This window comes from Halomonas salinarum, assembly GCF_012062845.1.
Lineage (GTDB): Bacteria > Pseudomonadota > Gammaproteobacteria > Pseudomonadales > Halomonadaceae > Onishia > Onishia salinarum.
This window is the reverse complement of the sequence record NZ_WWNB01000007.1, coordinates 65095-77426: the sequence shown is the minus strand read 5'-3', so window position 1 is coordinate 77426 and position 12332 is coordinate 65095. Positions and strand designations below refer to the sequence as shown.

13 protein-coding genes are annotated in these 12332 nt (G+C 62.8%); all 13 read left to right on the top strand.

Features of this window, described 5'->3' with window-relative positions; translation table 11 throughout:
• The 13 genes from plsX (at position 1) to HF027_RS07075 (ending at position 12303) form a co-directional block, all read left to right on the top strand.
• Positions 1–1083: a phosphate acyltransferase PlsX gene (gene plsX, locus HF027_RS07135; RefSeq protein WP_168014239.1), complete on the top strand. Its 1083-nt coding sequence runs from the start codon at positions 1–3 to the stop codon at positions 1081–1083.
• Positions 1084–1103: 20 nt separating this feature from the next.
• The gene (gene fabD / locus HF027_RS07130; RefSeq protein WP_168014237.1) at positions 1104–2057 is read left to right on the top strand and encodes an ACP S-malonyltransferase; all 954 of its coding nucleotides are present in this window, start codon (positions 1104–1106) and stop codon (positions 2055–2057) included.
• A 45-nt stretch (positions 2058–2102) separates the two neighbouring features.
• Complete coding sequence (fabG, locus tag HF027_RS07125; RefSeq protein ID WP_168014375.1) at positions 2103–2846, top strand: 3-oxoacyl-ACP reductase FabG; 744 nt, start codon at positions 2103–2105, stop codon at positions 2844–2846.
• A 128-nt stretch (positions 2847–2974) separates the two neighbouring features.
• On the top strand, positions 2975–3208 hold the full coding sequence (gene acpP / locus HF027_RS07120; RefSeq protein WP_136255400.1) for an acyl carrier protein: 234 nt from the start codon (positions 2975–2977) through the stop codon (positions 3206–3208).
• 230 nt (positions 3209–3438) lie between these two features.
• Complete coding sequence (gene fabF / locus HF027_RS07115; protein WP_168014235.1) at positions 3439–4677, top strand: beta-ketoacyl-ACP synthase II; 1239 nt, start codon at positions 3439–3441, stop codon at positions 4675–4677.
• Positions 4678–4684: 7 nt separating this feature from the next.
• The gene (pabC, locus tag HF027_RS07110; protein ID WP_168014233.1) at positions 4685–5488 is read left to right on the top strand and encodes an aminodeoxychorismate lyase; all 804 of its coding nucleotides are present in this window, start codon (positions 4685–4687) and stop codon (positions 5486–5488) included.
• A 29-nt stretch (positions 5489–5517) separates the two neighbouring features.
• A complete protein-coding gene (mltG, locus tag HF027_RS07105) occupies positions 5518–6525 on the top strand; it encodes an endolytic transglycosylase MltG (RefSeq protein WP_168014231.1) in 1008 nt (335 codons plus the stop codon).
• A gap of 13 nt (positions 6526–6538) precedes the next feature.
• Positions 6539–7207, top strand: a complete 669-nt coding sequence (gene tmk / locus HF027_RS07100) for a dTMP kinase (protein WP_168014229.1) — start codon at positions 6539–6541, stop codon at positions 7205–7207.
• The gene (locus HF027_RS07095; RefSeq protein WP_245184574.1) at positions 7204–8199 is read left to right on the top strand and encodes a DNA polymerase III subunit delta'; all 996 of its coding nucleotides are present in this window, start codon (positions 7204–7206) and stop codon (positions 8197–8199) included. The genes tmk and HF027_RS07095 overlap by 4 nt, the downstream gene beginning before the upstream one ends.
• Before the next feature lie 56 nt (positions 8200–8255).
• Positions 8256–8591: a PilZ domain-containing protein gene (locus HF027_RS07090; protein ID WP_136255405.1), complete on the top strand. Its 336-nt coding sequence runs from the start codon at positions 8256–8258 to the stop codon at positions 8589–8591.
• A 38-nt stretch (positions 8592–8629) separates the two neighbouring features.
• The gene (locus HF027_RS07085) at positions 8630–9457 is read left to right on the top strand and encodes a TatD family hydrolase (protein ID WP_168014227.1); all 828 of its coding nucleotides are present in this window, start codon (positions 8630–8632) and stop codon (positions 9455–9457) included.
• 42 nt (positions 9458–9499) lie between these two features.
• Positions 9500–10060, top strand: a complete 561-nt coding sequence (locus HF027_RS07080) for a DUF1285 domain-containing protein (protein ID WP_168014225.1) — start codon at positions 9500–9502, stop codon at positions 10058–10060.
• Positions 10057–12303: an ATP-dependent helicase gene (locus tag HF027_RS07075; RefSeq protein WP_168014223.1), complete on the top strand. Its 2247-nt coding sequence runs from the start codon at positions 10057–10059 to the stop codon at positions 12301–12303. The genes HF027_RS07080 and HF027_RS07075 overlap by 4 nt, the downstream gene beginning before the upstream one ends.
• Positions 12304–12332 lie beyond the last annotated feature (29 nt).

Here is a 12332-nt window from a genome sequence, read left to right as displayed (position 1 = left end):
GTGAGAATCGCCATCGACGCGATGGGCGGGGACTTCGGTCCCCGTGCCACCGTGTCGGCCTCCGTCCGGGCCCTGCAAGCCCATCCCCATTTGCATCTGTGCCTATTTGGCCAGCAGCCTGCCCTTGATGACGCCCTCGCGCACCTGTCGCGAAATGATGCGTCTATACTTTCCCGTTTGACCCTGCACCACTGCCCAGATGTTATCGCCGAGGATGCCAAGCCCTCGAGCGCCCTGCGCGGATCCAAGGATTCGAGCCTTTCCAGGATGCTCGACTTTGTGGCCACCGGTGATGCTCATGCGGCTGTATCCGCAGGCAATACGGGTGCCTTGATGGCGTTGTCGCGTCGCGCCTTGGGTACCGTTGCGGGTATTCCGCGTCCGGCGATCAGCACTGCCGTGCCGACACGCGGCAAGGGGCGTTGCTATCTGCTGGATCTTGGCGCCAACGTCGAGGCCGATGCTGAGCGGCTGGTCGATTTCGCGCTGATGGGCGAAGTCATGGCGAGATGTATCGATGGCCTGGAAAAGCCCCGGATCGCACTGCTCAATGTGGGAATCGAGGGTACCAAGGGCACTGCCAGTGTGCGCGAGGCGGATGCACGTTTACGTGATTTTCCGCATCTGGATTATCGTGGGTTTATCGAAGGCGATGGTATCTACTCTGGCCTTGTAGATGTGGTAGTGTGCGACGGTTTCGTTGGCAATGCCGTGCTCAAGGCGAGCGAAGGGCTGGCGAAGATGTTGATTCAGCGGGTTCAGCAGACCTTTGAGGCGCACTGGAGTAGTCGCCTTGTGGGGCTTCTGGCACGCCCAGCGCTTAGGCGTCTGCGCGGCGAGTTGAATCCGGTTCGATACAATGGCGCCAGTCTGTTGGGGCTTAATGGCATCGTGGTCAAGAGTCATGGTGGGGCCGATGCCACCGGCTTTGCCCATGCCATTTCGCGAGCCATCAAGGAAGTCAGCGAAGACTTGCCGTCGCAGCTGGCTCATGAGCTTGGGGAAAGACGTCCTGTTATCGCGTCGGTCGCGTGCGGCCGACGCGATAGCGGGATGGACGCCCGCTGTCGGACCAACGAATAGAAGACGTAAAGGTGAAAGTCATGACGCAATCCCTGGCTCTCGTGTTCCCAGGGCAGGGCTCCCAGCAGGTAGGTATGATGCGGGAGCTGGCCGAGCGATACAGTGTGGTGCGAACCACCTTCGAAGAGGCCTCCGACGCTCTAGGCTATGATCTGTGGCATGTTGTCCAGGAAGGGCCTGCCGAGAATCTGGATGCTACTGCTTGCACGCAGCCTGCGTTGCTGACGGCCAGTGTTGCCATCTGGCGCGTCTGGCAGGAACTTGAAGGCCCGCGCCCCGGCAGCATGGCTGGGCATAGCCTTGGCGAATACAGTGCCATGGTATGTGCTGGTGTATTGCCCTTTGCTGAAGGCGTGCGACTGGTCAAGCTTCGTGGTGAAGCGATGCAGGAAGCGGTGCCGGCGGGCACGGGTGGCATGGCGGCTATTCTTGGGCTGGATGACACGGCTGTTGAGCAGGCCTGTCGTGAGGCAGCCCAAGGTGAGGTGGTCGCCGCGGTCAATTACAATGCGCCGGGACAGGTCGTGATTGCTGGCGGCAAGGCGGCAGTGGATCGTGCCATTGCCCTCTGTCAGCAGGCGGGTGCTAAACGTGCGCTGCCGCTGCCAGTGTCGGTTCCCTCGCACTGCGATCTTATGCGCCCAGCCGCCGACCGTCTGGCGAGTGCCATGCAAGACATCGACATGCGCCCGCCACGCTATACCGTGGTGCAGAACGTTGACGCTCAGGCGCACGCCGATGTTGATACCCTGCGTACCCGGCTGGTCGAGCAGCTTTATCAGCCGGTACGCTGGACCTCCTGCATTGAGGCCATGGCGGGGCAGGGAGCTGAAGTGTTTATCGAGTGTGGTCCCGGCAAGGTGTTGACCGGTCTTGGCAAGCGTATCAATCGTTCCGTCAAGGGCCTGGCCGTCAACGATCCGGACAGTCTTGAAAGCGCACTCGAACTGGCGCGCAGCGCCGCTACCGAATAAGGTGGTGGTGCGTCCCCACAAGAAGACAGTAATAATGCGGATTGGATTATGAGCGAATCTAGAGTAGCCCTGGTAACGGGTGCCAGCCGTGGCATCGGTCGCGCTATCGCCCTTGAACTCGGTCGCCAGGGACGTATCGTCATTGGTACGGCCACCAGTGATAATGGTGCCAATGCCATTGATGCCTATCTCAAGGAGCAGGGCATTACGGGGGGTGGTCGCAAGCTCGATGTTACCGATCAGGGCAGCATCGATATGTTGCTCAAATCGGTCGGCGAGGAGTTTGGGGCCCCGACCATTCTGGTCAACAATGCCGGGATCACCCGTGACAACCTATTGATGCGCATGAAAGAAGACGAATGGGATGATGTCATTGACACTAACCTCAAGTCGCTTTATCGCGTTACCAAATCATGCATACGAGGCATGACCAAAGCGCGCTTCGGTCGTGTGGTCAGCATTAGCTCCGTTGTCGCGACGATGGGCAATTTGGGGCAGAGCAACTATGCTGCGGCGAAGGCCGGGATGGAGGGCTTTTCTCGTGCGTTGGCGCGTGAAGTTGCGTCGCGTAACATCACCGTCAACAATGTAGCTCCTGGTTTCATTGCGACCGACATGACGGAGTCGCTGCCGCAGGCGCAGAAAGATGCATTGCTTGCACAGATTCCGCTGACCCGACTCGGTCAGCCCGAAGAGATTGCCGCGGCCGTGGGCTTTTTGACGAGTGATGCTGCTGGCTATATCACCGGCGAGACACTGCAGGTCAACGGCGGCATGAACATGCGCTGACGGCTTGGCCGCCACTCATGTTGCGAAGGCCCCTAGCGGTCTATACACTACCCCGCAGCTTTTTGGGCTTGCGGATTTTATCCGGCTGTAAGTTAACGGCTATCTTGAACGACTGGAGTGAGTAACTAATGAGCACCATCGAAGAGCGCGTGAAGAAGGTTGTGGCCGAGCGGCTGAACGTCAAGGAAGAAGACATCCAGAACACCTCTTCCTTTACCGAAGATCTCGGTGCCGATTCTCTTGATACCGTCGAGTTGGTGATGGCGCTTGAAGAGGAGTTCGATACCGAAATTCCCGACGAAGAAGCCGAGAAGATCACCACCGTTCAGGAAGCGATCGATTACGTCAACGCTAACCAGTAAGCGAGCGTTGTGATCGCGGCCTCAATGGTCGCCAGGTCCACGTAAGTGACCTGAAGCGGGAGCCACCCTGGCTAGCGATGGGTGGCTCCCGTTTTTTTTGGTGGCATGGTCTGTGATGCCGACCAGGTTCGGGAGTCTCGGGTGGAGACACACCCCCGGGGAGTTCAGGTATAATTCCCGTAACGTCGGTATGCTGCGGCATGCTACCTGAATAGTCTGGAGGGAAGCTGATGCCTCGTAGAAGGGTCGTGGTGACTGGGCTTGGTCTGGTAACGCCAGTAGGGAACACGGTCGATGAGAGCTGGGCGAACATTGTCGCCGGCAAGAGCGGTATTTCCGCCATTGATCATTTCGATACCAGTGGGTTCAACACGCGCTTCGGTGGGTCGATCAAGGACTTCGATATCAGTCCTTATCTGAACCCCAAGGATGCGCGCAAGATGGACCTGTTCATCCAGTACGGCATTGCTGCCGGTGGGCAGGCTATCAGCGATGCCGGGCTTGAGTGCACGGAATCCAATGCGCACCGGGTCGGTGTGGCGATTGGCTCCGGTATCGGCGGATTGCCGATGATCGAGCATAACCACAATGCCCTCCAGAAGGGCGGTGCCCGGCGCATTTCACCATTCTTTGTGCCCGGTTCGATCATCAACATGATCTCCGGCAACCTGGCGATCCAGCATGGCTTCCGTGGCCCCAATATCGCCATCACCACGGCCTGCACGACCGGCACCCATAATATCGGCTATAGCGCGCGCACCATTGCCTATGGAGATGCCGATGTCATGGTCTGTGGTGGGGCGGAAATGGCGACTACGCCGCTGGGGCTTGGTGGTTTCTCGGCGGCGCGCGCGCTGTCGACACGCAACGATGACCCTGAGTCGGCCAGCCGCCCCTGGGATCAGGATCGCGACGGCTTCGTGCTGTCTGATGGCGCCGGTGTGATGGTGCTTGAGGAGTACGAGCACGCCAAGGCCCGCGGTGCGACCATCTATGCAGAGCTTTCCGGCTTTGGCATGAGTGATGATGCTTACCACATGACGGCGCCGCCGGAAGATGGCAGCGGTGCGGCCATGTCGATGCGTAACGCCGTCAACGATGCCGGCATCGATCCCACCAACATCGATTACATCAACGCACATGGCACCTCCACGCCGGCTGGTGATCTGGCAGAGAGTCGTGCCGTTGAAAAGGTGATGGGCGAGGGCGCCAAGTCCGTGGCCGTGAGTTCCACCAAGTCGATGATCGGCCATCTCTTGGGTGCTGCCGGTGCCGTCGAGGCGGTGTTCTGTGTGCTCGCAATTCGCGATCAGGTGGCGCCCCCCACGATCAACCTGGACAACCCCCAGGAAGGCTGTGATCTCGACTATGTGCCACACACCGCCCGCGAGATGAAGATCGACACCACCCTGTCGAATTCCTTTGGCTTTGGCGGCACCAACGGCTCACTGATCTTTACCCGGGTCTGAGCGGACAATGAATGAGGCTGCGTTGCCGCCGGATGATCGTGGCCTAGCCTATGGCGATGGCGTCTTCGAAACCGTGCTGGTTCGCGATGGACGCCCTGTGCTGTGGGAAGAGCACCTGGCACGACTGGCGCGAGGCTGCACCCAGCTGGGTTTTTCTCCGCCTTGCCGTGACGAACTTGATGTCTTGCCGGGCAAGGCGCCGCAAGGGCTCAGCGTGCTCAAGCTGATCGTGACCCGCGGCAGTGGCGGGCGGGGCTACCTGGCCCCGGCTGACCCAGCGCCGCGTCTGCTGGTACAGCATCTGCCGTTCGCCCCCGCCGAGACACGTTGGCGTGAAGGGGTGAGGGTGCGTCTGTGTGCCTTGCAGTTGGGGATTCAGCCGCTACTTGCCGGACTCAAGCACCTCAACCGCCTGGAGAATGTGCTGGCTCGCAAGGAGTGGTCTGATGCCGCTGTCGCCGAGGGTCTGCTTTGCGATAGCGATGGCCACCTCATCGAGGCTACCTGCATGAATCTCTTCTGGCTGCGTAATGGCCGCCTGGAAACGCCAAAGCTTGATCGCTGTGGGGTTGCAGGCACCCTGCGCCAGGCTCTGCTGGCCGAGCATTCGATCAGCGAAGTCGAGGCCGGTCCATCGCGACTCCAGGAGGTCGAGGCCCTGTGGCTCGGCAATTCCCTGCAAGGGTTATGGCCTGTGACCCGGCTCGATGACAGCGAAGGCCGTGCGCTTATCACCTGGGCGATTGGCGAGAGGCATCGTCGATTGCAGAACGACGCCCAGCGCCTGCTGGGTTATCCGCTGCTGCCTTGATGCCGGTAGCAGTTTCCTGAGGAGACACCATGCGAGTGGGTAAAATTCTGCTGGCCCTGGCGGCCGTCACGGTTGCGCTGGCGATCGGCGGTTATCGTTACTGGGAAAGCCGGTTGGCCGCACCGATCAACGTCGATGAGCCGACCCTCTATGAAGTGCCGGCAGGCGCCGGGTACCACCAGGTGGTGCTGGACCTTTCCCGTCGCGGCATTCTTGATGACCCTTGGGCGTTTCGCCTGCTGACACGCCTCGATCCGGCGTCCGTGCCGAGTCTCAGGGTTGGCGAGTACCGACTCGAACCCGGCATGACCGGTCGTGAGGCCCTGGCACGTTTGGGAAGCGATCAGGTGGTGACCTACCCGCTGACCATTCCCGAAGGTTGGACCTTCGCCGAGATGCGTGCACGTCTTGATGAGGCCGATAAGCTTACGCACGAGAGCGAAGGCATGAGTGATGCCGAGATCATGGCCGCCCTGGGGCGTGAGGGCGAGCATCCCGAAGGCTGGTTCTTCCCCGATACCTACCGCTATCACAAGGGCGTCAGTGATCTCGATATCCTGCGTCGAGCCCATGAACGCATGGAGGCGATTCTCGAGGACGTCTGGGAAGGGCGCGATCCTGACCGGGAACTGCCTATCGATAATCCCTATGAAGCGTTGATCATGGCGTCGTTGATCGAGCGCGAGACCGGTGCCAGCGAAGAACGTCGTGCCATCGCCGGGGTCTTTGCACGTCGAATGGAGCGCGGCATGCGTCTTCAAACCGACCCTACCGTGATCTATGGCATGGGGGAGGATTATGACGGCAATATCACTCGGGCGGATCTGCGTGAGGCAACGCCCTATAACACCTATGTGATTGATGGATTGCCGCCGACCCCGATTGCCATGCCGGGACGAGCGGCCCTCGAAGCGGCGGTGGACCCCAAGCCTGGCGATACGCTGTATTTCGTGGCGCGTGGTGACGGTACCCATCAGTTCTCGCGCACCCTACGCGAGCACAATGCCGCCGTGCGGCGCTACATTCTCAACCGCTGACGCCAGGAGCGCTATGAATACCCGCGGACGCTTTATCACGCTGGAAGGCGGCGAAGGCGTAGGCAAGACCACCAATGTCGACCTGGTGTGTCGCTTCCTTGGCGAGCGCGGCATCGAGGTGGTGCGGACCCGTGAGCCGGGGGGTACACCAAGGGCTGAGGCCATCCGCGACCTGTTGCTCGATCCTCACATCGACGAGCCCCTGGACGATGATGCCGAATTGCTGCTGGTGTTTGCCGCCCGCGCCCAGCATCTGGCGCGCTGCATCCGGCCAGCGCTTGCGCGCGGGGCCTGGGTGGTCTGTGATCGCTTTACTGATGCGACCTTCGCTTATCAGGGCGGTGGCCGCGGTCTCGACGCATCGCGCATTGCGACTCTGGAGAAGCTGGTACAAGGTGACTTGACGCCTGACCTGACGCTTCTGCTCGATATGCCCGCCGATGCCGCCCAGCGCCGGCTGGCCTCACGCATTGACGGTCAGGGCGGCCAGCGTGATCGTTTCGAGCGCGAGCGTTTTGATTTTTTCACCCGCGTTAGAGAGGCCTACCTCGCTCGAGCAGAAGGTGCGCCCGAGCGGGTTGCCGTGATCGATGCCGGCCAGTCGCTTGAGGATGTGCAGGCATCGATCATGTCGGCGCTCGAGCGCCAGTTGGGTCAGGCGTCGGCCGAGGAGGGCGCATGAGCGCCGAAGCCATGCCGGTGCCACTGCCCTGGCAGCAAGGGCTCTGGCAGCATCTGGTCACGCTTCAGGACACGGGGCGGCTGCCCCATGCGTTGCTGCTATCCGGCCCGAAGGGCGTCGGCCCCCAGGCGCTGGCCGAGGCGCTTATCGCCCGCACCCTCTGCCATCATCCCGGGCAGGTCGCCTGCGGCCATTGCCATAGCTGCGCTATGTTGGCCTCGGGTTACCATCCGGACCTGAAGCGGGTGGGGCCGGCTGAGAAAGGTCGCCAGATTCGTATCGACCCCATCCGCGAGGTCAATGCGTTCGTCAACCAGACGGCTCAGCAGGGTGGTCATCGAGTGATCGTGATCGAACCCGCCGAGGCGATGAACGTGGCGGCTGCCAATGCGCTGCTCAAGAGTCTCGAGGAGCCTGGCGAACGCACCCTGTTCGTGCTGTTGGCGGAGATTCCCTCGCGGCTGATGCCCACTGTACGCTCGCGCTGCCAGCACTGGCGGTTGGCCACGCCCGAACCGCAGGCGTGCCAGCCCTGGCTCGTCGAGACGCTGGGTGATCATCAGGATGCGGCCTTCTGGCTGCAGGTGGCGGGCGGGCTACCGCTGCTGGCCCGCGATCTGGCGACCGGCGAGGCCCGTCAGTTGCGTCAGACCCTTCACGAGTTGTTCGATGCCCTGGTGCGAGGCGCCGAGCCGGTGGCCGAGGCCTCGCGACTGGCCGGCCAGTCGGTGGAAGCCATCCTGTGGTACGGTATCGGCTGGCTGGAAGATCTGATTCGCTTGGGCCTTTCCGGCGATGACCGGGCGCTTCGCAATCCGGATCTTCTGCCGCTATACCGCCAGGCGGTCAAGAATGCCCGGGTACGCGATTGGTTTCGCCTGCTCGACTTCGCCCGCGAGCAGCGCCGATTGCTGGCGGCCGGGGGGAACCCCAATCCACAGCTGGTGCTGGAAGCCTGGCTCGTGCGCTGGTCGGCGTTGCTGCGCTCATAGCGCCCCTGCGATGCTATATTTCGTCTAGGGCCACATTGCCATCTTGAGGAGCCGCTATGGCCGGTCAGAAAGCGCTGTCACTGACGATTCAGGATCTGCCGACTCTGCTGTCGGCCTATATGCCTTCTCTGGTGAGAGGCGGTATCTTCGTGCCAACCCGTGAGCGCTATACGCTCGATCAGGAAATTCTGCTGCTGCTCACCCTGCCCGGTGACGAAGAGCGCTACCCGGTGACGGGGCAAGTGGTCTGGGTGTCGCCTCCCGGTGTCTCGGGCCGGCGGGTGCCAGGGGTTGGCCTGCATTTTCGTGCCGAAGATCAGAGCGTACGCGACCGTATCGAGACGCTGCTGGCCGGCCAGCTCGACAAGGGTGCCACCACCTATACGCTGTAGCATCTTCCCGTTTTCCCCTTTTCCTGACCGAGTGATCCATGTTTGTCGATTCCCACTGCCATCTCGACCGCCTTGACCTGAGTGCCCATGGTGGTGATCTGAACGCTGCCCTCGAGGCTGCCCGCGCGCGTCATGTGCGCCAGTTCCTGGCGATCGCCGTGACCCTTGAAGATGTGTCCGGCCTTGCCGAGATCGCCCGCGACCATGAAGACGTCGTGATATCTGCCGGCGTGCATCCGCTGCATAGCGTGGCCGAAGAGCCGACGGTGGCCGCCATCAAGGACTGTGCTGAACGCTATGAGGCGGTCGCCATCGGCGAGACCGGGCTGGACTATCATTACGACGGTGTCGCCCAAGAGGTGCAGTACGAGCGCTTTCGCCGCCATCTGGTGGCGGCCAACGAGCTCGAATTGCCGGTGATCATTCATACCCGCGAGGCCCGCGAGGACACGCTTTCGCTGATCCGCGAGCACACCGATCCCGCCATTGGCGGTGTCTTGCACTGTTTTACCGAGGACCTGGATATGGCCCGTGAGGCAGTGCGTCACGGCTTCTTCATTTCGTTGTCCGGCATCGTGACGTTTCGTAATGCCAAGGCGATCCGCGAGCTTGCCAGCAAGGTGCCGTTGGATCGGCTGCTGATCGAGACCGATAGCCCCTATCTGGCGCCGGTGCCACACCGCGGCAAGCCCAATGAGCCGCAGTGGGTCGTCGAGGTGGCTGAGTGCATTGCAAAGGAGCGCGGTATCAGTGTCGACGAGGTCGCCATGCAGACCACGGCCAACTTCTATCGACTGTTCAAGGCCGCCGTACCGGCGGCACCGACTGACGTGCGAGAGTCGCTGGCAGAATCCGGCCTGATATGACCGTCTTGTCGAGTCTGTCGCCGCCGACGAGGAGGAGACCTTATGCCGATCGATTACCCGCCGCTAGCGCCGCTTCTTGAGTACATCGAAGGCGAGGGTGCCATCCCGCCGCTCGAGGATTGGCACCCGCCGCTATCCGGAGAGATGAACCTGTGCATCCGTGCCGATGGCCGCTGGTGGCATGAAGGCGAGTCCATCACGCGGGGGCGATTGGTCCGCCTGCTGTCGACCCTTCTGCGTCGCGAGGAAGACGGCGAGCATTACCTGCTGACGCCGGTAGAAAAATGGCGCATCGAGGTCGAGGATTGTCCCTTTCAGGTTGTCGATGCCGACCATCATGACGGTGTCTGGACCCTGATCACCAACGTCGGCGATTGCCTGACCCTTAACGAGCATCACCGGCTACGGTTGGATCACGATATCCCGTCTGTGCCGGTGCGCTTCGGCTTGTCGGCGCGGCTGCATCGTAACGTCTATTACCGGTTGATCGAGCAGGCCCAGACCCGCGAGATCTCTGGGGCCGAGCCCCCCGCGCAGGAGCTCGGCCTCGAGAGTGCTGGTGTCTGGCAACCGCTGGGGCGTTTTTCCGAGGAGGGCGCGTGAGGCTGACCCCGGAGCAGCAAGCGGTGGTTTGCCACCCGGGCGGTCATGCTCGGGTGGCCGCCGTGGCCGGTGCCGGCAAGACCACCACCCTGGTGGCAAGGGTGCTGCACCTGCTTGCCTCGGGCGCTCCGCCCAAGCGCATGCTGGTGCTGATGTTCAATCGCGCCGCCCGCGAGGATTTTACCGCCAAGCTCGTCGCCCAGGCGCCGGCCGGCATGGCGCTCCCCGATGTTCGCACCTTCCACTCCCTAGGGCATCGCCTGACCCAGAGCCTGACCCGTTGGGGTGTGCTGACACCGCGACAACTGCTGGCCGCCGACTGGCAGCGCGAGCGGCTGCTCCGTCAGGCCCTGCAGCAGACCCTATCAGGCGACCAGACGCGCCTGGAAGATGCGCTGGAGCCCGAGCGTCTGGAGGCCTTCGGCCACTTCTGCGAGTTGGTTAAGGCCGAGCTGGCCGATCCCGGCGAGCTGCACGAGCGCCTCGATTATGGCGTTGATACCGGGCACTTCGTCGAGGCCTTCGATACCGTCGAGACTCTGCTCGCCGACCATCGGCAGATGACCTACGCCGATCTTTTGTATCGCCCGCTCAAGGCGCTGGAGCGAGAGCCGGCGCTCAAGGCGCGGGTGCAGGGGTTTCTCGATCAGGTGATCATCGACGAGTATCAGGACATCAACGCCGCCCAGCAGCGGCTGCTGGCCCTGCTGGCCGGCGACACCGCTGCGGTGATGGCGGTCGGCGATGCCAATCAGTGCATCTACGAATGGCGCGGGGCCCGCCCCGACACCATGCTCGACGACTTCACGGCCACCTTCGGCGAGGCCCGGGACTACCCGCTGTCGACCACCTTTCGTCATGGCCATGCCCTGGCACTGGCCGCCAACCATGCCATCGCCGCCAATCGGCGGCGCCCGGATCAGCTGTGCCTGGCCACGCCCGACAATTCAACCACAACGCTTCAGGTGGCGCAGGGAGGCGCTTATCTCGCCGAGGCGCTCATCGATTGGCAGCGTCAGGGGCGGTCGCTCGCCGAGAGTTGCGTGCTGGTGCGCAGCTGGGCGCTGTCGGTCTCGGTGCAGCTGACCCTGCTGCGGGCCGGCATTCCCTTCCGGCTATCCCGCGACGACCGCTTCGTGTTTCGGCTGCCGCTGGTCCAGGCCCTGGCCGGCTATCTGATGCTGGCGCGCCGCCCCGAGTTGCTCAAGGACCCCGGACATCTCGAGTTGCTGCTCGCCCAGCCCACCCCCTTCGTGGCGCGGGAACGGCTCGGCGCCCTGGCGCTGCGCCTGGCTGAGAGCCAGTGCTGGCCGGATCGCCAGGATCCGCTGCTGCAGAGCCTGAAGCCCCTGCAGCGCCGCAACCTCAAGCGGCGCTGGGAGCTGCTCTGTGAGCTGCCGCGCCTGGCAGCCTGGCCGCCGGCCAGGCTGCTGACGCATGTGGTTGAGCGCCTGGATGCCGAGAAGGTGCTGAAGCGGGCTGCGGCGCGTCGCGAGAAGGGCGAGGAGGACGTGCGCCTGCTCGACGTGCTGATCGAGCAGGCCGGCGAACTCGCCCATGACCCCGACGCCTTCATCGCCCTGCTGCGCGAGCCCGTCAAGAGCCGCGAGGATGGCGTGCTGATCACCACCGTACATGGCGCCAAGGGGCTGGAGTGGCCGCTGGTCGCCCTGTGGGGCGCCAACGAGGAAGATTTCCCTCACTATAGCCGCGAGAATCCGCTCAGTGACGAGCGGCTCGAGGAGGAGCGTCGGCTCTTCTACGTGGCCATCACTCGTGCCCGAGAGCAACTGCTGATGCTCCACGACGGCGGTGAGCATCGCCCCAGCCGCTTCATCGACGAGACCGCCTGGCAGGACTGCCAGCGCCTCGCCGAGGCGCTTAACAAGCAGAGTGATTCACAGGCTGATCGCGTCGCTGAACTGCCGGCACCTCTGGCGGTCGAGCAGCCGGCATTGGCCGAGCGCTATCTGGCGGCTCAAGGGCGCGCCCTGCCGGTGACGGCCCGAGCCGAGTCGCTGGACGCTCAGGCCACGGGCGGGGGGATGAGTGCCTCCGCTCGCCTGTTTCGCGTCGGTCAGCGCCTGCGCCATGCGGTGTTCGGTGAGGGCGAGGTGGACCTCGTCGAAGGCGATCCGCACGATCCGGTCATCGAGGTGCGCTTCGCCCAGGCCGGCAAGCGCCGCCTGATCGCCAACCGAGCGCCCATCGAGCCGCTGTCGTCAGCGTCGTCGTCCGACTAGCGTCGGCGCCTATCAGCCAAGGAGGTTAT

Bases quoted from the DNA above. Each gene is read 5' to 3' on its own strand.
- fabD (WP_168014237.1), top strand. From the start codon at position 1,104: ATGACGCAATCCCTGGCTCTCGTGTTCCCAGGGCAGGGCTCCCAGCAG.
- acpP (WP_136255400.1), top strand. From the start codon at position 2,975: ATGAGCACCATCGAAGAGCGCGTGAAGAAGGTTGTGGCCGAGCGGCTG.
- fabF (WP_168014235.1), top strand. From the start codon at position 3,439: ATGCCTCGTAGAAGGGTCGTGGTGACTGGGCTTGGTCTGGTAACGCCA.
- pabC (WP_168014233.1), top strand. From the start codon at position 4,685: ATGAATGAGGCTGCGTTGCCGCCGGATGATCGTGGCCTAGCCTATGGC.
- mltG (WP_168014231.1), top strand. From the start codon at position 5,518: ATGCGAGTGGGTAAAATTCTGCTGGCCCTGGCGGCCGTCACGGTTGCG.
- tmk (WP_168014229.1), top strand. From the start codon at position 6,539: ATGAATACCCGCGGACGCTTTATCACGCTGGAAGGCGGCGAAGGCGTA.
- HF027_RS07095 (WP_245184574.1), top strand. From the start codon at position 7,204: ATGAGCGCCGAAGCCATGCCGGTGCCACTGCCCTGGCAGCAAGGGCTC.
- HF027_RS07090 (WP_136255405.1), top strand. From the start codon at position 8,256: ATGGCCGGTCAGAAAGCGCTGTCACTGACGATTCAGGATCTGCCGACT.
- HF027_RS07085 (WP_168014227.1), top strand. From the start codon at position 8,630: ATGTTTGTCGATTCCCACTGCCATCTCGACCGCCTTGACCTGAGTGCC.
- HF027_RS07080 (WP_168014225.1), top strand. From the start codon at position 9,500: ATGCCGATCGATTACCCGCCGCTAGCGCCGCTTCTTGAGTACATCGAA.